The sequence below is a fragment of the Bacillus sp. 2D03 genome (genome assembly GCF_003946765.1).
Lineage (GTDB): Bacteria > Bacillota > Bacilli > Bacillales > Bacillaceae_G > Bacillus_A > Bacillus_A cereus.
The window spans coordinates 115,199-138,425 of sequence record NZ_RPSJ01000008.1 but is presented as its reverse complement, the minus strand read 5'-3'; the positions used below and the strand labels follow the sequence as shown (position 1 = coordinate 138,425).

Below are 23,227 nucleotides of genomic sequence, written 5' to 3'. Positions count from 1 at the left end.
GAACTAAGTGATATGAATACTTGGAGCTTCCTTTTTTATTGCAATTAGAAATCTGGTAGATGATTATGCATATAAAAATGATTTAGCGGAAAAATTTTATTTAATTTCAATACATAGAAGAAAAAGAAAAAAACAAATTCGTAAAGGGCTAGTTTAAGTACGATTCATTTGAATAATTGAGAGGGGAAATGTATTGGTGAAACGTCTTGTTTCTTGCTGACCAAGGGAATGCAGGATGATTAGTAAGGAGTAAGAGCGTATTACTACTCTCACAAAGGAAATTACATTAGAAAAGGGTCTGTCAGTGTTTACAATTTATTTGTTACATCGGTCTAAAAGAATTTGGATGGAGAAGTAAATGCTAAGTGAGAACATGAATGACATTTCTAGAACTTGAACAATTGTGCTTTTTGTTAATAGTGAAAATCAGAAATAGAAGAGGCACAAGCGTTAAAGTGGACTGCAAAAGTGACAGAAAGAGAACAAGGATTAACATTATTTATAAAGATATCTAATAAGAAGTGCTATCGGATTTATACAGAAGGAGGGATAATACCAGAAAATATATGAATGTATATAAAATTTGAGGTGAATCCACCTATTTTCTATACATTAGTTGAATCAAACAATAGATGACTAGGGAGTGTATAACATCCATTTCCCAGTTAAATTTTCTTAGATAAATAGCATGAAATACAGTATGTTCTCACTCATTTGTATAAGGATAAAATAGCCTTTTATTTTTATGCAAATGAGTGAAACAGAACGATTCACCATATAAGAATATTCGACTATAATGAAACACTGTACGTCATTGTAATATTAAGATGTTTTAAGATTAAAGTGATTATTAGTCATAAAATATGAGTTTCGAGACCTCAGCAAAATATTGCAATGCTTTATATACATGAGATTGTAAAAATTATTTTATTAAAATTACTGGAGGCTGATGAAATATGATAATAGATCATATAAGCAACAATGTAGTAAAAAAATTGGAACAAACGGTGCGCTATGAAAAGAAACAGGTACAGGTATTACGTGTAAGTAAAAGTAGTTCTAATATGCACGCTTACATGATTTTCCCAGAATTCTCAGAGGTTAAAATTTCAAATACTGAACTGGATGAATATATAGAAAATCTATCAACAAGTCTGAAATATGTCATTGATCGCAAGTTAAGTCTACAAGAAATTGAAAAACAAAATCATTCTTTCATTATGACATGCGCAGTCGAGGAAGATGGTGTTATAGATGATGAAACGATTCATTTTAATACGACGTATGTTAAGCCACCTACACTTGCGAGTAAGGTATTTAAGCTAGTGTGTGGTTTAGGAAATCGTTTGAATAGCTTAAAAGAGTTACATATAACAGTATTAAATAATAATATTAATCGAATTGAAATAGAGTTTTATAATGAAAATGAAACATATGTAGCAGTAGAAAAAGAAGAAATTGCAAATGCGATTATGGGGGCATATACAAAAGCCAATATCTATTATTCCGCAGATCTCCGTTATGTTGCAGAAGGAAATGAAATCAAATTAAAGAGCATTAAGCCAAAATTAGCGGGTGATGTGTTGTGAAGCGAGAAAAAGGGATGATTGGAGTTTTATGTACATTTGTTTTTATGATCCTAGTACTCATACCTTTACATACAGCTCATGCATCTGTAAAAATGGATTTTAATGAATTGAAAGGAAATGATGTTTCTTCATCTTTTAACGAAGGATTAAACAATCGAACAAAAACGACAGAGAAAGACGATTCATTTGGGTCATCAATTATACAAAAAGTTGAGGGTATGTATGCACCAGCTTTTAAAGTAGGGGTAAATATCTTTTCTATCTCTTTCATATTAGGTGTTATTGTCATGGTTATGGCGTTAATTACAAAGAATGGTCAATGGATGAAATGGGCAACAGGGAGTATGATTTTCTCGTTCGTTAGTATGATGGCAATGAGATTAAGTGTATATTTCTTATTTAGTTCGGATGTATTTTCGTTTATGAACATTTTTACGGATTTTTTAGACCTGTTTAAAGCAACAGCACTTATTTTTACACCCTTTATGTTAATTGCAGGGATTCGTTTACGAAGAATTCATGAGAGTACAAAACAACCTGAGTATTATCGTTGGTCTAATCGCGTTATAACGGGATCTTGTTTACTATGTATGTTAGCCGTACTGGCTCCATGGTTATTTGCGAATATGTAAAGAAATATATATAGATGCAAAAGGTACTGAATGTTCATTCAGTACCTTTTATCTACCCATTAGGTTCCTTCTTTCATATTCTTCAAATACTTCTTCTGAAATTGGCGATAGTATGCCGCTCAAATAAAAAGCGGTATATAAAAAGTATTGCTCATCCCTTGTTTTAATTGTATGAGTACCGTGTTCCTCATTGTTTGGAATAATTCGTTCAATTTTGAGTTGTTTTTTATCACAAATGATCTCTTGTACTCTATATAAATTATGTATCGGTAAACGATCAATATACAAACAAAGGTACTCTAGTAGAAGTAGAATAACAGTCATTTGTAGAATGAAAGCAATTTTTAATAGAGTTGGTATGGATGCAAATAATACTAGCAATATAGAGACCAAGAAGATATTTAACTTTGAAAACCATTTTTCGTGTTGATTTAAAGAAATAATACTTTTCTTATTCTGAAATACCTGGAACCTCGTTATAAGAAAAATAATTACAAAGATTCCTTCATAACTAAACCAGGTTTTCCACTCCGTATCAGTAAGTTCTAGCAATATATATATGATACCGGTAGATATGATCAGTGGTACCAGCTGTACCAAACTAAATAGTATGGTATGTTCTAACATTCTTTTCTTGTAGATACGATTAGTAATTGAATCCAAGTTTCTTAACTCCTTCTGCAATTTTCATGATGATACCGCCAATAAGTATATGGTATTCGCCTATTCCTTTTTCGTTTACATACCAGCACATATAGTGCCTAATACCTTCTTTTGCTCCATGGTCATGTAAAGGAAAAGGAGATGCGTATTTTTCAGATGACATATTATTATCACCGAAAGGAACCTGTTCTGCAAGTGCAAAACGTTTTTTCGAATCATTTATAATCCAACAACCATAGTTTACTGATCCATACCATATTGCGTCTTTATGAATGGGATCAATAGAAGGTTGTGCTGGATAGCTTTCAGCTAGTATTTGCGCTTTTTCTTCACGAAGTTGCTGATGTATGTGTGAATTCAATGGATCTTCCGTTCCGATTTCATAGGTTTCCTCAAAAATTCCCACACTCATAAGGAATAAGGGGACTATTTGAATCAGCTGCTAATTGTAAACTGCAAGAATCTGATTTTGAAAGATAATATACACAGTCTTTGCAGGTGAAATAGTTTGAAGAAGCTGAATCACTTTCTGGTTCTGTTCCAGTATTATTTACTACAAGTTTTAACATGTCTATCACAATCCTTTTTAGGCTAATTCTTAAATTAATATAGACGTATCATATCATGCTTATCATTAAATGTAAATATTTTCCAATATAAAATAACCTTATTAATTTTGAAAGGACTGTTTGTATTGAATATAAATCGAGAATATATTGCTTTGCGAAATTCTATATTAATAGGCTGGTTACTGACATGCTTCGTAATAGGCCTATCTATCTATTTTTCTTCTGTTGTTTATTTATTAATCGGATGTTTCATTCTATCGTTAAAATACGGATTAATGGGTACCGTGAAAAATGTGGAAAAACGTTTGCCTACCTGGGCCAACTTTGGCGTCATTGAAAAACCAGTAAATCGAAGAGTGACTAGACCTTTTCAGTTTCGAGGTGGACTCCTTGTTTCATTAGCATTAGGATTCGTAGAGATGGTGATAAAAGGCTTATGTATCTCATATTTTATTTTAGGATTAGAAACGCATGTATACCGTTTAATGCGCAGAAACGCAAGGATATAAAAAGGGGGCTTCTATTATGAAAGTGTTGATATTTGAATTAATTCTCATTGCGGTTCTGATTCCGTTGAATATTGTTGTGAAAAAACATGTACCGAAATGGAAAGGGAAAGTCGGAGAAAAATTAGTGAAGCGTATATTGAGCAAATTGGATTCGGAAAAGTATTACGTGTTACATAATGTTACGATTCATACGGAGTATGGTGATACAACGCAAATTGACCATATTGTTACCGCGGAAACCGGTGTTTTTGTTATAGAGACGAAAAACTACGAGGGATGGATATATGGAAATGAGAAATCTGCAAGGTGGACACAGAATATTTTTAGAAAAAAATCCTCTTTTCAAAATCCATTTCGACAAAACTATAAACATATAAAAGCAATCGAATGGGTACTGGAACAACAGCTGCCGTGTATCTCTATTGCAGCGTTCCATCCAAAATGCAGTCTAAAAAGAGTAAATGTTCAATCTAAAGATAAACATGTCCTGTATTATAACAATCTACAAAAATGTATTGAATCATATACTGAAGCGCAACTAACAAATGATGAGGTCCAGCACATCTACCAAACAATATTAAGAGCGAACATTATGGATAAGGATATTAAAAAGAAACATGTGAAGTATTTACATAATAAGTTCGCTAAACAATAAGAAATGGGGAAAGAGAGACATGTTATATGTAATAGGGTTCTTAGTAATCTCCATAGTAGCTATTCGTCTTAACATGAAGTATTACAAGCTAAAAGGCAAATCAAACGATTTTGTGATGAAAATGAATAAATAAAACTGACTATGATAAATTTTATAATGAAATCAAAATAGAAAATCTAATTAAACGTTTTAGGGAATCAGAAGAGTATGAGTTAGTTAGATACAGTATTTAATCTAGGCGCTCGATAGCTGGTTCTTCTTTAATATCATTTACTATAAATAAGTTACCATTTCCATCCTTTGGTAGCCGAATTATAGAACTAAAGAGTACAGGAATAAAAAGCGAATGTGATTAAAAAATCACCATATGTATGTTTAGAAAAAACACCTTATTTATCAGGTTGATTTATAATTTGAACAGTACAAACATAATCATCTTAGATTTCTCTTAAGAAATGCAATCTTGATTAAGAATTTATGAATGGTAAGTTTTTTGAGAAATTTATTTTTCGGCATGTATTTTGAGTAGAAATATAAAAATATAAAAAGGACTACCACTTTAATCATGTAGTCCTTTTTATATTTTAATGCTTAATTAGTTACTATATTTATCAATCTATGTTAATAGGGGGAGAAAAGATGAAGAGGCATTCAAAAATCATATCATTAAAGAAATGGAAAGAAAAAGAGAGAATAAAATTATTAACTTCATATGAAATAGCATTGCTTATAAAAAAGGCATTACGAAAAGAAAAATTAATTAAGAAAGGTGAACTACTTAATAATATTGTTGTAATTGTTGTGGTGAGTATTTTAATCTTTGCACTTCTTTTAGGATTAGTTTCGTGTATTTTATAGGCGAATAATAAAGAGCGTATATATACTTATAGAAAATCTAAAGAAGATTCTTTAATTAAGCAGGTATAGATAAAGCTATAAAAATTTTATAACTTAGACGTATCTAAAAAGTTAAAGTAAACCTTGGAATATTTATTTCTAAAAAGTTAAAAAATTAATGAACAAAATGTGAATAATCAAAAAATGTAAAATTAGATATTGAAATACCACTAATTAAATGATAATATTTTCCATGTAATAATTTTCCTTAAAGGTGGTGGTTAAATGATAAGAAAGATATTAAAAACAGAATTACAGGCATATTTTGAGATAATTAAAGATGCATATCCAGGAGTTGATTATGAAGGAGAATATGGAGAAGAGTTTAAAAATCAAATCAACTATATATACGATAATCCTGATTATGCGGAACTATTTGGGTATTTTATCAAAAATAAACTAGTAGGGGGAATGATATTATACAAATTTGATATGAATTATTTATTTTCGGAAATTAAGGCGTTAGGACTAGGGACATTAGCTATTGATTTGCTTTATCGGAAGAGAGGGATTGCAAGGGAATTAATTACCTTTTTTCTAGAAAGGTCCAAAGAAGAATCGGCTATGGCTCTACTATACCCTTTTAACTATAGCTATTATAAAAGAATAGGATTTGGATTAGGGGCTAAGATTCATCAATATGAAGTTTTATCTAAAAGCTTACCAAGTGTAAATTTAAAAAGTGAAAATTTAACTTACTTAAAGGAAGAGGAAAAGCAATTATTTATTGAGTGTTACAATCGTTTTTATTCAAAGAAACATGGTATGTTAAAAAGAAATAAACAAGACTTTAAGTGTCTAGTTAGTTCCTCTAATGAGAAAGTTTTAGTATATAAAAAAGATAATAAAATTTTAGGTTATGCAATTTTTTCATTTGAGAGAGCCCATAAAAACAATATTTTAATAAATAATATTGTAGTAAAAGAATTAGTGTACGAAACTCCAATTGTTTTAAAAGAACTATTAGCGTTTTTTAGAAGTTTATCTGATCAAATATATATGGTTATCCTCAACATCTCAGATGATAATTTCCATCATTTACTTGAAACACCTGAGAATTCCACAAAAAATTTACTACCTTTTGTATATCATGAAAGTTACAGTACTGGATTAGGTATAATGTATCGAATAATAGATTACAAAAAAATCCTTCAAACTATATTATATAAAAACTACAAAGTATACACTCAATCTTTCAAAGTTAGTTTAAGAATTTTAGATATTTTCCTAGAGAATGAATGCAAACATTATTTGATAAATTTAAAAAATGAAGAAATTAGTATTGAATCTTATATTGGCACTCCAGATTATGATGTTGAAATAGAAATAGATACAGCTAATTTAGCATCTGTGGCTATGGGTGAAGTTTCATTAGAAAATTTAATAGATTATGGATTAGTGTCTATCTCCGATAACAATTATAAACAAGAAGTATGTAGCTTGCTATCAAACAATATTAAAACTGTATGTTTAGTTGGTTTTTAGTCAGTACTATAAATATACATACAATATTTAGGGGGAGGAAAATGTTCAAGTATATAACCAATAAAAAAGCAATACTAAGTGGAAAAAAAGAAATTAATTTTATTGATAAGAAAATAGATACAGAAGAACATGGATTTGTTGTAGAAATTCAGGCAATAGGAGTTTGTACATCAGATTGTTTTAATTATCTTTATAATAATACTGGATATTTTGGGCATGAAATGGTTGGCAAAGTATTGACACCATACCAAAATTTTAAGAAAGGAGATTTAGTCTTATTACTACATAGGTATGGATGCGATAATTGTAATCAATGTAAACTAGGTTTCAGTCATTTATGTGAAAAACCAATTAAAACTCCAATAGGTTTTTCTAAATATGTTGTAATTGATGAAAATGCTATAAAAAAAAGTGTGTTTAAACTACCTAATGACTCGAAAATAGAAGAAATGGCTTTTTTAGATTCGGTTTCTTGTGCCTTACATTGTATTGAAAGGCTATCGTTAAAAGAAAAGGAAAAAGATATTCTAATTCTAGGAAATGGGTTCATGGCTATCATATTTTATTTGATTTTAAAAAAGATGAATAAGAGGGTAACAATAGTGGGTAGCGATGAACAAAAAAATAACCTCATACGTTCAAAAAATGTTATAGAAGAGCATAATATACTTAGTTCTTTAAAATTCGACGTGGGTATTATTACAGGAACTAATGAACAATTCCTAGCTAAGTATATTAATAAATTAAAACCGAATTCTAAACTAATGTTTTTTAATAAATATAGGGAATATAACTTTTTAGATTTTGAGTATATCAGAAACAATGAGATTAATATTTATTTCAGTAAACATACAACTAGAGAATGTATAGAAAGAGCTATAGTTTTATTGCATAAAAATAAGATAAACCTTAGTCAATTCATTAATCAATTTAATTCATTAGATGATTTAGAAAAAGTAATTAACAAAACTTTAAATAAGGAAATAATACGAGGAGTGTTGATTGCTAAATGACTATATTAAGGAATGCTTTTACTAGTACATTAATAGATGAAGTTAGTCATGAGGGAAATAACCCCTTAAGAAAAGTAAGGTTGTATGAAAAGAATGATTTTAAAACACCTCTTGATTTTATTGATTATGTGATGGTTCCACCGAATACAACGATTGGCATACACACTCATGATAATAATGAGGAAATCTATTTTATTTTGGAAGGAACAGGTGAGATGCTGATTGGTAATGATAAAGTTAATATAAAAGAGGGGGATGTCATTGTAAATCCTGCTTATGGGACACATGGGTTGATTAATAATTCGGATGATCATATTAAAATTTTTATATTCCAAGTAAATGCTGATTGAGAGGGGATAGGAGAATGAGTTTAAGTGTATTGAATACTAAAAGTAATTCCATTGTAGGTGGGCAAGATGGTATTAGCGTTCAAAATGCATACGATTTTAAATTTGATGTAATTTTAGAAAAAGACATCTTTAATCCAACTAATATGACTATTTTTAAAGCATGTAAAAATAGAAAGTGTTTAGTAGTGATTAGTGAAACAATCTCAAAAATTTATGGACACAATATTATAGAGTATTTCACTACAAACTTCCAACCAGACATGTGTAAAATAATCACAATTAAAACGACGGAAAAAAATAAAAATATAGATAATATTATGCATATTTGTAGTGAAGCCAAAAAATTCAGCATGGATCGTAAGTCTCTAATGGTGGCAATTGGTGGCGGTATTTTAATGGATATGGTGGGGTTTGCGGCGTCTATGTATAAACGAAAGATTGATTATATTAGAATACCGACTACCTTAGTAGGACAAATTGATGCAGGAATTGGGATTAAAACCGGTATTAATTTCAAAGATTCTAAGAACTTTTTAGGTGCTTTTTATCCTCCTTCAAAAGTTATTAATGATATTATTTTGTTAAAAACATTAGATAGAGTGGAAATTTCATGTGGTTTAGCAGAAATTATTAAAATGGCAATTATTGTTGATGCTTATTTATTTGAGTTAATAGAAAGAAACTGGAAGGGTATATTTGAGATTAAAGAATTAGATGCTAATAGCGTTGAGTGGGAAATTAATAAGATTGCAATTGTGAGAATGTTAGAACAATTAGATGTTAATTTTTATGAAAAAGAACTAGAAAGATTAGTTGATTTTGGACACACCTTTAGTCCATTTATTGAAGAATACTCTGATTACACTATTAATCATGGACTTGCTGTTGCAATGGATATTGCTATTTCTACTGAAATTGCATTTTTAATGAATAAAATATCATTGAAATCCAAAAAACGAATATTAGATTTGTTATTAAATCTAAATTTGAATATTTATAATGAACGTACATATAATGATAAATTAATGTGGAAATCGTTAAAAAATATATTATTACATCGTGGAAACAAACTTAATTTAGTAATTCCGCATGAAATTGGAGATGCGAGGTTTGTAAGAGATCTTAATGAGATAAGTGAAGATTTATTAAAAGAAGCTTTATCTAATTTAAAGGAATACCAAGAAATATATAAGGAGGATAAACATGGATCACGTATTGGTGTTTGACATAGGTGGAACATCTATTAGATCAGCTATTTATAACAATAAAGAGGGATTAAAAGATATAAGGAAAGAGGAGTCATGTAACTTTATTAATAATGCGGGGAAAAACATTAATCAACTACAAAATGAACTAGAGAGTAAAATTTTATTTTTAAAAAAAATATATGATAACAAATACGGTCATATTAAAAAAGTAGGTATTTCCTTTCCAGGTCCTATTAATGAGAATAATGAAATTATAAGTGCACCTACCTTGTGGGGGAATTTAATGAATCAGCCATACTCCTTAACTCAATCATTAGAACAAAAAGAGTTAGGTGTAGAATTCTATATACAAAATGATATTACTGCAGCTGGTTATCGCTATATAAATAAGAATCTGAAGAATTTTTGTATTCTGACGGTAAGTTCGGGTGTAGGGAATAAAATTTTTTGGGATGGAGAAGTGTTACTAAATAGCAATGGATATGGTGGAGAAATTGGTCATTTAACTTATCATGGTATACCTGAAAGTATGATTTGTGATTGTGGAGAAAAAGGTCATATAGGTGCCATGTCTTCAGGAAGAGGAGTTGAAAGACTAGCTGAATTTTTAAAATTCAAAAAGATAGATTTATACAACAAATCTGTTTTAAAGAAAGAAAATAAAATAACCACATATGATTTGGTTGATGCAGTACATCAAGAAGATGCTTATGCTCTCTATGTATTGAGACAAAGTATTAAACCTATAGCTCATATAGTTGCTACAGTTTACAATCTCATAGGGATAGATCGATTTATTATTATAGGTGGTTTTTCGATAGCTATAGGGGATAAGTATGTGGATTTATTAAAAGAAGAAATTTCTAAATTGACACTCTATGGAGGGGGTGATTATGAACTAGAAAAAATGATTTATTTAGGAGTTAAAGATGATAATCATGGGTTGATAGGTATAGGGAAATATGTATTAGCTAATCAAAAGGTGCTTCAAAATATTTAATTACAAGGAGGAGAAGGATATGAAAAAGAAAGAGTTTCTTACTAATAATACACTGCCAGAAAAGGGAGTACTTCCTGCCGAGAAAGGAAAAGGAGTTTACTTTTGGGATATAAGTGGAAAGAAATACTTAGATTTTTCAAGTCAAACTCTTAATCTTTTACTAGGACAATGTCATCCTAAGATAGTGGAGGCAATCCAAACGCAAGCGGAGACTTTAACGTATGCTTCAAGTAGATTTGCAACAAGTTCATATTTAAGGGCCGCTGAACGGTTGGCTGAGGTTGCACCTGCTCATCTCACGCGAGTTAATATAAAGATGTGTGATGGATCTGATGCAAATGAAACAGCAGTAAAAATTGCTAGAAAATATACTGGTAGAACAGGGATTATATCATTTAATAAAGGACATACTGGGCAAACGACACAAACTATTCAACTGAGGGGATATGGTAGAGACCCTAAACTATTAGCTGGAAATCAAGAAGATATTGTTTTTGTAAATCCACCAAATATTAAAGAAAAAGGTGCTTATCATATTACTATTAAACAAATTAGGGATGTTATTCTTGAGCATGGAAATATTGCTGCCATTCTTATTGATCCTGTAATGGTAAATGCAGGGCTTTTAGTAACACAGGAGACTAAGGATTATTTACAGTCGCTAGAAGCGTTATGTAAAGAGCATGATATTATTTTTATTTTAGATGAAAACCAGAGTTTTGGATGGGTAGAGGGTATGTTCGTTTCTAGGCTATTTGACTTAAAACCAGACATTATTACTATGGGTAAAGGATTATCTGGAGGTCATCCTTTAGCAGGCGTTGTCGTAACCGAAGTATTAAGTACTGTCTTAGATTATAATGAAGCCGATTTTACGCATGGGGGCCACGCACTCACTTGTGCAGCCGCTGATGCATGTTTATCTGTACTACAGGAAGAAGATTTTGAAATTAGTAGGAAATCTGAAATTATCAAAAGTAGACTATCTGAAATTATGGAAGAGGGAAATATTCCTATGATATATCGTGGGATTGGTTTAATACATGCATTAGAAGTAGATACAAATGATTTTGACCAAAGCTCAAACATAGCTCGTAATATATTTGAAAACGCTTTAAATAACGGCCTCTTTTTAAGAAGGTATAATAATCACATTATAGTTAAACCACCAATTATTATTACAGAGAAAGAAATTAATGAGGGTATGGACATACTTTTAAAAACTATTAAAAAGGAGGCGGCAGTATGGAATTAGGATTGTTTTCAAGAGCATATCAACATATGGAAAAAGACAAAGCGTTTCAAAATATTCATAGGCATTCAATACGAAATGTGGAGTTAACAGCCAATAGAGGTAGTTTGCATATTGATTTGGATAAAGCGTTAGATAGGGAGTATAGAAAAGAATTTGAAAGAAATCTCTCCTTATATGAATTAAATATTACATGCCTTTCGTTACATAGGGACACTCAATTAGTTTTAGGTCCACATGGAGCAGCAACACAACATTTTTTCTCTGGATCAGTTGAGGAGCAAATCAACTATGGTATCAATAGAACAAAATTAGCGGCTGATATTGCATGTGAATACAATATTCCATTGGTTGTTGGCTACTTAGGGTGTGGGGATTTCTCACAATGGTATCCATGGCCTTATAAAGAGGGATGGAAAAAGCAATACGAAATCGCATATGAAAGATGGATGCCGATATTGGAACATTATGAGGCTCGAGGCGTTAAATTTGCCCATGAAGTTGGTCCACAGCAGATAGCATATAATTTAGAGTCAGCATTAGAAGTATGTGAATTATTATCTTCTGATAGCTTTGGAATTTGTTTTGATCCTTCTAATTTAATTTTAGTAGGTGTTGATCCAGTTTGTTTTATTGAAAAACTAGGAGGGAAAATATTACATGTGCATGGAAAAGATGGCGAAGTAACAAATCACTTAAGTGTATCAGGATGGATGGCACATGGAGATTTAAATAGAGAGGATAGAGGATTTAGGTTCAGAGTACCTGGTTGGGGAGATGTAAAATGGAAAAAAGTCCTAACAGCGCTGAAATTAAATGGTTATAATGGTGTAATCTCAATAGAGGTAGAAGATCCTACCATGGAAAGAGAAGAAGCAATTTGGAAAGCAAAAGATTACCTGTCTCCATTACTTTTTCATGGTAAATAAGCGTATAATAGGAGGATACTATGTATAGTTGTGTTATTTTTGATGTTGATGGAACAATTATAGATACTGAAGTAGCTGTATTAAGTTCATTACAAAAATTATTGCAGATTGAAAAAAGAAAAACATATTCCTTTGAGGAACTTGCTTTTGTACTAGGAATTCCAGGAGAAGTAGCCTTAAAACATTTTAATATATCTGATATTAAAAAGGCTAATAATGAATGGAATAAGTATTTAAGAGAATTCGAGCATCATATAAACATTTTTCCAGATTTACAAGATACGCTTATTACTCTTTGGAAAGCAGGAATAAAAACTGGTATAGTAACATCAAAAACTAAACAAGAATTAATAGATGATTTCTATCCTTTTAATTTACAAAATTATCTTTCATATATTGTTTGTGCGGATGACACGGTAAAGCATAAACCACACCCCGAACCGTTACTGAAATTTTTGGATATTTCTAAATGTGATCCTGCTGATGCTATATATATTGGTGATACTAAGTATGATTCCCAATGTGCGAAAGAGGCTAATGTATCATTTGGTCTAGCGCTGTGGGGAGCTAAGAATTCAGATAGTATTGATGCAGAGTTCTTATTGAAATCACCCAAAGATATTTTAGAAATAGTAAAATATCCGTGTGAACAATAATTTGTGTTAAAGTAAATTAATAAGATAATATAAAAAACATCTTTCACATTGAAGTTTTATACAATGTGAAAGATGTTTTTTTTAGAAAGATTTAGTAAGGAAAAGGCAAGCATTAAAAATTATTATAGCAGTTTAAAAAAGAAAAAATTTTTAGATACGTATGTCAGTTTGGAATTTATATATTCATGTTATTATGACGAACTAATTAAAAATAGCTTCCTTCTTTGGATTTTCATTAAATTCGAATAACATTTTAAGTTGTGATTCTGTATTTCTATTAGTTGATAACTGAGGTAAATTATCTTTTTGGAAAAAACGGACATCTTTTGTTTCAATACCAGTTGTTGCTTGTCCGCCACATATTTCACATTGAATGAATATTTTATAATAGTGATAAGGTTGTGGAGGATGAGGATGATAATTCATATCCAAAACAGCAAGTAGTTTTATAGGAATAACACTATATCCAGACTCTTCTTGTATTTCCTTTACGGCATTTTCGGAAGGGGATAAGCCTACTTCACAAAATCCACCTGGTAATGCCCATTTGTCATCACTTTTCTCACGTACCATCAAAATTCCGTTATTTTGAAATACTATACCACGTACATCAATTTTAGGTGTTGGATAGCCGGATTCATTTGAAAATAAATCTTCAATCTTTGCTAGATTTAAATTAGTATATTCAGCCATAATTTCATTACTAATTTTATGGAGTTCTTGATAGCGCTCTATGTCATATATATCTTTTGAAAAGGTTAAACCTGCTTGAGATAAGGAGTGGATTCTTTTAGCCCACTCTAACCATTTATGTTGCATTTAATCCCTCTTTTCGACAAATTCTTTTAATTGATTTGTAGTAGTACATATATAGTCTGGTTGTACATTGAATTTAATAGGTACATAATTTGGTAACCATCGTACACCTATGGTATAAACTTTTGCTTGTTTACTCGCATAGAAATCTGCATCACTATCTCCAATGAATACTGCGTCTTCGTGAGAAATACCTAAGTTTTTTAATGCCTTAATAATTCCTTCTGAATGAGGTTTAGGTCTACTCACATCATCACCAGTTATAACTATCTCGAAATATTCGTTCATATTTAGGGCTTTCAATGATATATCTAAGCTTCTACGAGCTTTACCCGTTACAATTCCTAATCTAATTCCTTTGTTTTTTAAAAAAATAAGAAGGTCATTTATTTTATGATTTGATTGTACTAAAGTCATATGATTACTTTCATATTTTTTATAGTATAGTTCAATAGCTTCTTCTATGTTTGTATGGTTAAGATTCTCTTTGATAATGCCAGTTTCAGAAGGTCCAAACATCTTGGTAATTTGATCCGTTGATAATTCTTTTTTGTCGAACTTTTCAAAAACAGATTGAAAAGCATAAAAGCAGATTGGTAGAGTATCTGCTAAAGTTCCATCAAAGTCAAATAAAATTGCTTTCATAGTATAGTCTCCTAAAAAGATATTTTAATATTTAAGTTAAAAAAGAATCTTAATGAATAATTTTCTTATTAATATAGTAAATCGTAAAGGAAGGTGAAAAAAGGGCAAGCGCTTAATGGCAGAAAACAGTTCAAGTAAATTAAGCTAATTAAACTAATTAAACCTAAATTATGAACTCATAGCATAAGAATTTGTATGGTTTTTAACATAAACCTTTAAAAATCTTTTAAGTTTATTCATAGCCCATGCTTAAAAAAGGTAGTATGGGCTATGAATAAACAATTTGGATAAAATAACAATATTGCCGATTAAGGTTAGTATTTTATCCAAATTGAATTAGAAATAGTAAGGTTTTTTTCTGATTTTCACGATGTATCTTAATGTTTGATATTATAGATTTCAATCTAATTAAAATGTTTTTGAGAAAAAATATTTTAATATCTAAAGTTTATAGTCAAATTAAATCCAAAATATCGCTAGGCCTTTTTAACACATAGTCAGCTTCTTCAAATCCCTTACTTGTTTTTGAGCCCCATAAAGCAAGTGCGAATTTTACACCAGCACTTTTCGCACATTGCATATCGTATATAGAATCTCCAATGTATATGGCCTCATTATTAGGAACATCTAATCTCTTCAAACAAGTTAATAGTGGTTCGGGATGAGGTTTGTGTTTTTCGGTATCACATGCACAAATTGTGTGTTCAAAGTAGGCACTTAAACCAAATGGGTCAAATTCTTCTATTAATTCTTGTCTAGTTTTAGATGTAACAATACTAAGTTTTAAATTATTTATGGATAATTTTTTGATAACATCTTCAAGTTCTTCAAATACAGAAACTTCATGAGAAAAATCTAGTACAGACTTAGACCATTTAGGATGAATTTCATCTACATTTGCTACATTTAACCTTCTTAGGGTCTCTTTTCCTGGAATTCCTAAGGCAAATCTTAAGTCTTGTAAAGCGTATTCTCTCTTTAGTTCTTCTTTTAAAACCTTTTGTAAAGATTTTAATATTGCATGCTCTGTATCTAGAATAGTACCATCGACATCAAAAATAATAGATGTAAACAAAATAACCCCTCCTAATTACTTATTCTCTCCATGCGCAATTAATATTTCAATACCATGCTCCTTCATAACATTGTATAAATCACTAGGTATGACTTGATTTGTAATAAAAGTATCAATGGATTCGAAGGTTAAAGCCTTATAATTTTGTCGTTGATTATATTTAGTGTGATCTGCCAATAAAATAACCTGATCAGCATGCTTTATTAATTCACGCTTAAAATGAATGTCTTCTTCAAAACCGTAGTATATGCCATCGTTTGTAATACCAGCAGCACCAATAAACACCTTGTTGAAGTGATAATCTTTTAGTTTAGCAGTTGTTGAATGTCCAGTGACATGTCGAGATGATTTATTTAATGTTCCACCTAGAAAATGAATAGTTGTATCCTTAGATTGCGTTAAAATATAAGCACTATCAATTGAATTTGTCACAATAGTAACGTGTTGTGGTAAATACTGAGTTATAAAGTTAACTGTGGTTGAAACATCTAAGTAAATCATCTCATTATTAGTTATCATACTTGCAGCTTTCATACCGATGAATCTTTTGGTTTCTAATTCAGTTTTTGATCGATCTTGATAATTGTCAAATCTCTTATGAAAAGATGCTAAAGCAACTCCGCCATAAGTTCTAACAACTTCTTTTTCTTGTGTAATTTTTACTATATCTCTTCTTGCAGTATCACGCGAAATATTAAACATTTCACACATTTGTTTTATATTCATTGTTTTATAGTCTTCTAAGTAATTGAGTATTCGTATCAAACGCTCTTTTTGATTCATAAATGCCCTCCTTAATTATATTATAAGGTAATTTAAGTGATTTTTAAAGTTATAATAAGTTAAAGTGAGGTGAAAAGATAGGATTTTAATTCATATTAAGTAATAATGTTTGAGTTAATTTAATAAGCGTTATGATTATTACTGTTTAAATGGAAGGAAGTTCTGAAAATAATAGGATTGGTATATTAATTTAAAGGTAAAAAGATAGAATGCTGGGAAATTCGACTGAGCATTTTCCACCATTTGTATATAAATAGAGTGAATGTTATTATATTAGTAATTTAATACTAAAAAATCATATTGCAAAATGATTCTAACTTTTAAAAGGAACAGACACCCTAAGATACCTGTTTACCCTGTAACAAATATAAATACATAGTACATGAAAAATAATAGAGATAGACTTGCAATTCTGCCAGCAATCGACTCTTTCATAAATTTCATAAGTATAACTTTGACAATTAATGCTAGGAATAACGGTATAAATAGTACCATGGCAAGTTTGATTGCTATGTCATTCATAACTGGACTTAATGGCTCGAAATTAATTATGATATTCATCCGATTACTTATAATTACTATATATTTATAATATGATTTATATTGCTTTGTCCATAAGAAAAGGCACTCAAATGAGTGCCTTTCTTCGACTTGATAACCACTTTAAATTTAATAAGATGTATACGAGCTACCATCCAAATATAATCATATCATATTTTCTGAAAAATGAAAGCGGATTCCTTAACTTACTTAATTATTTTGTCCATTACTTCTTTATATTTGTTAAATTGGGCATCTTCCATGTCACCATTCATTTGTAAAAGAAAATTATCTTTTGCATAAGTATGAGAGAATAACATTTGATTACCGTTACCTAAATCGTCATAGTACTTTTTCGCTTGTTCAAGATCCTCTTTGTTTTTAAACTCAAATATTCTACCGCCACTATCTTCTCCTAGTGCTGGAACAAGAATGCGTTTCGCATCTTTTCTAGTATTCCCAAATTCTTTTTCCGGCAGATCACTAGGCTGTTCTGCTTCAAGCCCTGCAGCCTTAAATTCTTCAATTACTTTTCCTACTGTAACATTGCTAGTTACCGATTTTATGCTATCACAGGCTGATAAACCAAATAATAGCAGAGTACCAATAAGAAATACTGATGATTTTTTAAACATATCTATACGTTCCTCCTACTGTAAATAAATCCTTCGATATCATAACACAATATTAATTCGAAAATTGTTATATATTGTCTAATTAATATTTATATGGCATTTTTTTTCGAATTAGAAGAATGTCCTTACATTTATGATAAACAATCGTTTTTTTTTAATATTAGAACATTAGTTCAATTTGAATTAATCCTCATTGCCATTCTATTTCTGCTGAATATTGCTGTGAAAAAACATGTACCAAAATGGAAAGGTAAAGCTGTAGAGAAATTAGTGAAACGTATATTAAGTAAATTAGATTCGAAAAGTTACTAAGTGTTACATAATGTGACGGTTTATACGGAGTTCGGTGATACAACGCAAATTGACCATATTGTTATCGCTGAAACAGGTGTATTTGTTGTAGAGACAAAGAACTATGAAGGATGGATCTATGCAAGTGAGAAAGCGGCAAGGTGGACACAGGGTATTTTTAGAAAGAAATTCTCTTTTCAAAATCCATTTCGACAAAACTATAAGCATATAAAAGCAATTGAATGGGCGATGGAACAACAGCTGTCGTGCATCTCTATAGCAGCATTTCATTCAAAATGCAGCCTAAAAAGAGTAAATGTTCATTCTAAAGATAAATATGTCCTATATTATAACGATCTAAAAAAATGTATCGAATCCTATATTGATGTGAAATTAACAAAAGACGAGGTCGAGCATATTTACCAGACTATTTTGCAAGCAAATATTACTGATAAGGATACTGAAAATAAACATGTGAAGTATTTACAGAATAAGTTCGCTAAACAATAAGAAACGGAGAAAGGAACAATGTTATATATAATAGGATTTTTGGTAATCATCGTAGTAGTTATTCGTCTTAACGTGAAGTATTACCAGTTAAAAGGTAACCCAAAAGATTTTGTGATGAAAAAGAAGGATTAAAGATTTATTTTAGAAATAGAGGTAATAGAATACATATATTATTTTAGCCATCACCAAAGGTCATAAGAACCGTTTTACGATCGATAAATACATACATTACTATATTTTATTAATGAATTTAAGTGATAAAATAAATAAAAATAAACAGGAGGTTTAGTTGTGAAAGAAGTGTTAGATGTAGAAACGTATTTAAAGAAAATGAAGAATCAGAAAATAAATTATGATAAGGTATTAAGAAAAATGATTAATGATTGGGAAGCAAGGAACGAAAGACCAAAGGTGTTACTTCATTCATGCTGTGCTCCTTGTAGTACTGCTTCATTGGAATTTCTTGCAGAACATGCAGATATTACGATTTTTTTCTCGAATTCGAATATCCATCCGAAAAGTGAGTACATGCGACGCTCTAATGAACAAAAGATCTTTGTAGAAAAGTTCAATGATCGTACTGGGCACACAGTAGGATTTCTTGAGGATGACTATCGTTCAAATGTATTTTTTAAAATGGTAAAAGAAAAAGGTTTGGCAGAAGAGCCAGAAGGCGGGCTTCGTTGTTCAGCTTGTTTTGATATGAGATTGGATCGTTCAGCTGAGGTAGCACAAGAAAAAGGTTTTGATTACTTTGGGAGTGCCATTACTCTTTCTAAAAATAAAAATAGTCAATTAATAAATGAACTTGGAATCGGTGTGCAAAAAAATTATGATTCGCGTTATTTACCAAGTGATTTCAAAAAAAGTAATGGATATCAACGTTCAATTGAAATGTGTAATGAATATGATGTTTTCCGTCAGTGTTATTGTGGATGTTCATTTGCAGCAGAGAAACAAGGTATAGATTTAAGATCGGTGAACAAAGATGCAATACATTATCTGAAAGAAAATAATCTTAGTTTAAAAAAATAGATTTAATGGAGAGAAATTCGATGTAAGATTAACCTATGATTTACAAGCGAAACACATTATGTTTCTAAAGGAAAAACGTAAAAAGCTAAAATAGTTCGGGAATAACTCCTTACTGGTTAAAGTTCTAGAGAAGAAAAAACCAATAAGGAGTGTTTTCTTAATCTCGCATTGCCCCTGCCTCTCGGGAAGTCATTGCTCCTTGTCCTGCTCTTACATCATTTTGAATTTCTTGTTTCACTTTTTGTGCATCTGTTTCAGCAAAATCTGGTTTCATAACAGAACCAGGACTTTTTATAGATTTTTTACGATCTTGCATACAAACCCTCCTCGATTTAATATTTAACAATCTTATTATTTACAAAAATACACTCGGTATACTCCGAGTAGTATAATGTTTATTGAAGAAAAAATTGATTACTATAAGGTGGTAGAGGAACATAGGGAATAACAATCTCGCATTAACATCTCTCTCAAAAGTTTAGAGAAATATCTGCCGGAAAAACGCCCTTCTCTCTGTAGAAATATAAAGGAAGAATAGTGTTTATTTTATTTTGGATACAATAGTCTAATTATGCAAATAACCACTTGTTAAGGTTATTAGTAAAAGTGGGATCCAAGAATGACTAAATAGGGCATCTAATATATGAAAGTTTTAATAGAATTGAGTTTTATGTTTGGTTGTATTTTCATTACATCAGGAAATGCTGAAGCTGCATCGGGAGGATGGTATAAAGTTACAGATGCAGGTAACAATTGTAAAGCTAGGATAAATACTGATCAAACTGAATATAAGTCCAATAATAAAACCGTAGGTATGCAATTAGAGGCAGAAGGAAATTGTAATAACATGTATTATGATGCGGCTTTATCAAATAGAGGCCTAGAGTCTGTAGCACATGATACAACTGTTGGAAGTTTTTCTTCGAAAATTCCAATAAAACAACTAAAAATAGGTAATGTTCGCGAAAAAGAAACTACAGTTATTATAGTTCAATTATACAAAGATGCCGCTCATACACAGCCAGCCTATAGGAAAACTAAATTCAAATAATATTATAATTTATCCTAGGTAACCTATAAATATACTATATAAATTGGCTACTTGGAATTTGAAAATAGATAACTATATAATCAAAACAAAGGAATACCTTATAATAAAGGATACCTTTGTTTTGATTATAATATTAAATTTAATAGGGCTTCTTTACCCATCGGCATTTAACTAAAGCGAAATTGTAAACCTAAAATAAAATAACATTATCCTTTACTATAATTCTACAGAAAGAAAAGTGTATTTTTTACAAAATGTATGTGATGTCACCAATAATTAAAAAGTTATTCAATAAAAAAGCTAACTGCCGCATTTAAACATATTGAAAGTAACTAATTTAGTTATATATCAATCAACCACGTCCAGCTTGGAAAGATGGATATAGCGACATACCACCATCAGCAAACAGTGTAATACCTGTTACATAGCTCGCTTGTGAAGAAGCAAGCCATGCTGCTACCGCTGCAATTTCTTTCGGTTCTCCAATATATCCCATAGGAACCATACTTTCAACATCGGCACGTTTTTCTGGATCCGCAAATTTTTCAGCATTAATCGGCGTATTCATAGCACCAGGCCCAATATTATTTACACGGATTCCTTTTGGTGCATATTCTAGTGCTAATGTTTCTGTCATTAGCTTAACGCCACCTTTACTTGCTGCATAGTGTACAAATAATGGCCATGGAATTTGCTCGTGAACGCTTGACATATTAATAACACTACCTTTAATATCATGCTCAACAAAATATTTAATTGCTTCCCGGCTCCCTAAGAAAGCCCCTGTTAAATTCGTAGCAATTACCTTATTCCAATCACTTAATGGCATTTCATATGAAGGTACTGAATTTTCAATACCCGCATTATTAATCATGACATCCAGTGTACCAAATTCTTTCACAGCAGATTTAACGAGATTGATAACATCTGATTCAACTGTTACATCTCCTTTTACCGCAATCGCTTCTCCACCTGCTTGTTTAACTACTTGTACTACCTCATTTGCTTCTGATTCGTTTGAATAATAATTAATTACAACTTTGGCTTGTTCTTCTCCAAAACGAATTGCCATCGCTCTTCCTAATCCTGTGGATGCACCCGTAATAACAACAACTTTCCCTTTTAAATCTGTATACATAATTTTTTCCTCCTTTTTATCCTTTAGCAATTCCTAACATAATGCCAGCTGCAATAATGAAGATAATTCCAATGACAATCGCAATAAATTGTCGTTTTGTTTTCTTTTCACCTAATATAAAAATTCCACCTAAAGTTGAGATCACGATCCCCATTTGGGAAAGGGAAAAACTTGTTGCCACCCCTACACGCGGCTGGGAAATAAATAAAAACATATTTCCTGCTGCCCAAATTAAACCAGGAATAATATTGCGAATCGCATATTTATTAAATGGTTGATGCTTAAAGGTTAGTAGAATTCCACCTAACACCATACCAATGGCTTGTGGTAATAACGCTGACCATCCGTCTATACCGAATAGGCGGATAATTACCACATATACTAAGTAACCAAGAGTTGAAATTAATAACATCACAATCCCTTTTTTGAAATTTCCTTTTTGTTCATCGTTTTTCTCCTCTTTGCTTTGGAGGGATGTGAGAACGATTCCGATTATGATACAAAGAAGTGCCAGAACACCTAATACAACAGATGTTGTTGTTGACCATTCATGAAATACAATGACCCCAAATAAAGTAGTCGAAACTAATTGCATCCCTGTTGAAATAGGCATTGTTTTAGAAACCCCAATTAAATCAATACTTTTCAATTGATTGGCTTGTCCTAATGCCCAAAATAGGCCAGATATAATCCCGATAATTATCACCACGGGCGTCAAAACGGGTTTTATAAAAATATAAACACCGATAGAAAAAACTAGAGCGCCAAGGGTAGTTCCAAGTATTTGACTGTAAGGACCGCCTCCTAGTTTAACGTTGAAGAGTACAATACTTCCCCAAAATAAGGCTGGTAAAATCGCTAATAAAATATCCATTTTTCTAACCTTCCTAAAACATATTTATTAAGTTGAATGCTTGTACGAGATAGTATCTTTGTGTCGAGGGAATTATTTTAGAATAAGAGAAGTTTTTCTACCCGTAATATTTGTTTACCCAAAATAAAAGATAAATAACATCATGTTGAAAAAGAAAATAACTAGCACGAAATAAAAAAGGTTATTAGAAAGAATATGACCAATACAATTTCAAGTTTTGAAAATAGGAATAATGGAGAAAAATTTGATGCAAAATTAAGGTATGTTATACAAAAACAACGCATTATGTTTATACATGAGAAAAAGAAATAATATCGTAAAATCTTTAATTTCATATATAAATTTAATAAGAAGTATGATATGATGAAAGTAACAAAATACATCTAAAACTATCTTGCAAAAGGACACACCTACGCATACATATGCG

25 protein-coding genes and 2 pseudogenes are annotated in these 23,227 nt (G+C 30.7%); 16 read left to right on the top strand and 11 right to left on the bottom strand.

What is annotated here, in order from left to right; genetic code table 11:
* Positions 1 to 956 precede the first annotated feature (956 nt).
* Positions 957 to 1,589: a hypothetical protein gene (locus tag EBQ15_RS19055; RefSeq protein WP_000582601.1), complete on the top strand. Its 633-nt coding sequence runs from the start codon at positions 957 to 959 to the stop codon at positions 1,587 to 1,589.
* A complete protein-coding gene (locus tag EBQ15_RS19050; protein ID WP_000817897.1) occupies positions 1,586 to 2,221 on the top strand; it encodes a hypothetical protein in 636 nt (211 codons plus the stop codon). Before EBQ15_RS19055 ends, EBQ15_RS19050 begins: the two co-directional genes overlap by 4 nt.
* A 48-nt stretch (positions 2,222 to 2,269) precedes the next feature.
* On the opposite strand, the gene EBQ15_RS19045 is transcribed toward EBQ15_RS19050, so the two are convergent.
* The gene (locus EBQ15_RS19045) at positions 2,270 to 2,848 is read right to left on the bottom strand and encodes a hypothetical protein (protein ID WP_002001190.1); all 579 of its coding nucleotides are present in this window, start codon (positions 2,846 to 2,848) and stop codon (positions 2,270 to 2,272) included.
* A gap of 19 nt (positions 2,849 to 2,867) precedes the next feature.
* Positions 2,868 to 3,453, bottom strand: a pseudogene (locus EBQ15_RS19040) (hypothetical protein).
* A gap of 125 nt (positions 3,454 to 3,578) precedes the next feature.
* Between EBQ15_RS19040 and EBQ15_RS19035 the strand changes: the two are divergent.
* From EBQ15_RS19035 to EBQ15_RS18985, 11 genes are all read left to right on the top strand, one after another.
* Positions 3,579 to 3,962, top strand: coding sequence for a hypothetical protein (locus EBQ15_RS19035; RefSeq protein ID WP_085966823.1), 384 nt, complete (start codon positions 3,579 to 3,581; stop codon positions 3,960 to 3,962).
* 16 nt (positions 3,963 to 3,978) lie between these two features.
* Positions 3,979 to 4,617, top strand: coding sequence for a nuclease-related domain-containing protein (locus tag EBQ15_RS19030; RefSeq protein WP_000866004.1), 639 nt, complete (start codon positions 3,979 to 3,981; stop codon positions 4,615 to 4,617).
* Between the two features lie 639 nt (positions 4,618 to 5,256).
* Complete coding sequence (locus EBQ15_RS19025; protein ID WP_000820637.1) at positions 5,257 to 5,475, top strand: hypothetical protein; 219 nt, start codon at positions 5,257 to 5,259, stop codon at positions 5,473 to 5,475.
* A gap of 264 nt (positions 5,476 to 5,739) precedes the next feature.
* On the top strand, positions 5,740 to 6,999 hold the full coding sequence (locus tag EBQ15_RS19020) for a GNAT family N-acetyltransferase (protein WP_000619703.1): 1,260 nt from the start codon (positions 5,740 to 5,742) through the stop codon (positions 6,997 to 6,999).
* A gap of 41 nt (positions 7,000 to 7,040) precedes the next feature.
* Positions 7,041 to 8,012, top strand: a complete 972-nt coding sequence (locus EBQ15_RS19015; RefSeq protein ID WP_000477635.1) for an alcohol dehydrogenase catalytic domain-containing protein — start codon at positions 7,041 to 7,043, stop codon at positions 8,010 to 8,012.
* On the top strand, positions 8,009 to 8,362 hold the full coding sequence (locus tag EBQ15_RS19010) for a cupin domain-containing protein (protein WP_000154110.1): 354 nt from the start codon (positions 8,009 to 8,011) through the stop codon (positions 8,360 to 8,362). The genes EBQ15_RS19015 and EBQ15_RS19010 overlap by 4 nt, the downstream gene beginning before the upstream one ends.
* Positions 8,363 to 8,376: 14 nt before the next feature.
* Complete coding sequence (locus EBQ15_RS19005) at positions 8,377 to 9,588, top strand: sedoheptulose 7-phosphate cyclase (protein ID WP_000059485.1); 1,212 nt, start codon at positions 8,377 to 8,379, stop codon at positions 9,586 to 9,588.
* Entirely contained in the window at positions 9,566 to 10,570 is a 1,005-nt protein-coding gene (locus EBQ15_RS19000) for an ROK family protein (protein ID WP_000350136.1), read from the top strand. Before EBQ15_RS19005 ends, EBQ15_RS19000 begins: the two co-directional genes overlap by 23 nt.
* A 19-nt stretch (positions 10,571 to 10,589) precedes the next feature.
* A complete protein-coding gene (locus EBQ15_RS18995; protein WP_000726015.1) occupies positions 10,590 to 11,825 on the top strand; it encodes an aminotransferase class III-fold pyridoxal phosphate-dependent enzyme in 1,236 nt (411 codons plus the stop codon).
* A complete protein-coding gene (locus EBQ15_RS18990) occupies positions 11,816 to 12,751 on the top strand; it encodes a sugar phosphate isomerase/epimerase family protein (protein ID WP_000418851.1) in 936 nt (311 codons plus the stop codon). The genes EBQ15_RS18995 and EBQ15_RS18990 overlap by 10 nt, the downstream gene beginning before the upstream one ends.
* 20 nt (positions 12,752 to 12,771) lie before the next feature.
* A complete protein-coding gene (locus EBQ15_RS18985; protein WP_000286646.1) occupies positions 12,772 to 13,407 on the top strand; it encodes an HAD family hydrolase in 636 nt (211 codons plus the stop codon).
* Positions 13,408 to 13,608: 201 nt separating this feature from the next.
* Here the strand turns inward: EBQ15_RS18985 and EBQ15_RS18980 are convergent, their stop codons facing one another.
* From EBQ15_RS18980 to EBQ15_RS18955, 6 genes are all read right to left on the bottom strand, one after another.
* Positions 13,609 to 14,226 carry an NUDIX hydrolase gene (locus tag EBQ15_RS18980; RefSeq protein WP_001164060.1) on the bottom strand — a complete coding sequence of 206 codons (618 nt, stop codon included), beginning with the start codon at positions 14,224 to 14,226 and terminating at the stop codon, positions 13,609 to 13,611.
* The gene (locus EBQ15_RS18975) at positions 14,227 to 14,868 is read right to left on the bottom strand and encodes an HAD family hydrolase (protein ID WP_000644308.1); all 642 of its coding nucleotides are present in this window, start codon (positions 14,866 to 14,868) and stop codon (positions 14,227 to 14,229) included.
* A 454-nt stretch (positions 14,869 to 15,322) separates the two neighbouring features.
* The gene (locus EBQ15_RS18970) at positions 15,323 to 15,943 is read right to left on the bottom strand and encodes an HAD family hydrolase (protein ID WP_000495161.1); all 621 of its coding nucleotides are present in this window, start codon (positions 15,941 to 15,943) and stop codon (positions 15,323 to 15,325) included.
* 15 nt (positions 15,944 to 15,958) lie between these two features.
* Positions 15,959 to 16,726: a DeoR/GlpR family DNA-binding transcription regulator gene (locus tag EBQ15_RS18965; RefSeq protein ID WP_001072116.1), complete on the bottom strand. Its 768-nt coding sequence runs from the start codon at positions 16,724 to 16,726 to the stop codon at positions 15,959 to 15,961.
* Positions 16,727 to 17,077: 351 nt separating this feature from the next.
* Entirely contained in the window at positions 17,078 to 17,287 is a 210-nt protein-coding gene (locus EBQ15_RS31455) for a hypothetical protein (protein ID WP_082186609.1), read from the bottom strand.
* Positions 17,288 to 17,472: 185 nt separating this feature from the next.
* Positions 17,473 to 17,901 (bottom strand): hypothetical protein, encoded by a 429-nt coding sequence (locus EBQ15_RS18955; RefSeq protein ID WP_000474068.1) that lies wholly within the window; start codon positions 17,899 to 17,901, stop codon positions 17,473 to 17,475.
* Between the two features lie 159 nt (positions 17,902 to 18,060).
* Between EBQ15_RS18955 and EBQ15_RS18950 the strand changes: the two are divergent.
* Together EBQ15_RS18950 and EBQ15_RS18945 are read left to right on the top strand one after the other, a co-directional pair.
* Positions 18,061 to 18,702 (top strand): annotated as a pseudogene (locus EBQ15_RS18950) (nuclease-related domain-containing protein).
* A 300-nt stretch (positions 18,703 to 19,002) separates the two neighbouring features.
* Positions 19,003 to 19,737 (top strand): epoxyqueuosine reductase QueH, encoded by a 735-nt coding sequence (locus tag EBQ15_RS18945; RefSeq protein ID WP_033683979.1) that lies wholly within the window; start codon positions 19,003 to 19,005, stop codon positions 19,735 to 19,737.
* Positions 19,738 to 19,894: 157 nt separating this feature from the next.
* Here the strand turns inward: EBQ15_RS18945 and EBQ15_RS31235 are convergent, their stop codons facing one another.
* Positions 19,895 to 20,053, bottom strand: coding sequence for a hypothetical protein (locus EBQ15_RS31235; RefSeq protein WP_001154000.1), 159 nt, complete (start codon positions 20,051 to 20,053; stop codon positions 19,895 to 19,897).
* Positions 20,054 to 20,380: 327 nt separating this feature from the next.
* Between EBQ15_RS31235 and EBQ15_RS18935 the strand changes: the two genes are divergently transcribed.
* Positions 20,381 to 20,788 (top strand): hypothetical protein, encoded by a 408-nt coding sequence (locus tag EBQ15_RS18935; protein WP_000865995.1) that lies wholly within the window; start codon positions 20,381 to 20,383, stop codon positions 20,786 to 20,788.
* Between the two features lie 352 nt (positions 20,789 to 21,140).
* Here EBQ15_RS18935 and gdh read toward each other — a convergent pair whose 3' ends face one another.
* Both gdh and EBQ15_RS18925 read right to left on the bottom strand, forming a co-directional pair.
* Entirely contained in the window at positions 21,141 to 21,926 is a 786-nt protein-coding gene (gdh, locus tag EBQ15_RS18930) for a glucose 1-dehydrogenase (protein ID WP_000287799.1), read from the bottom strand.
* 16 nt (positions 21,927 to 21,942) lie between these two features.
* A complete protein-coding gene (locus tag EBQ15_RS18925) occupies positions 21,943 to 22,800 on the bottom strand; it encodes a RhaT/GlcU family sugar-proton symporter (protein ID WP_000353534.1) in 858 nt (285 codons plus the stop codon).
* Positions 22,801 to 23,227 lie beyond the last annotated feature (427 nt).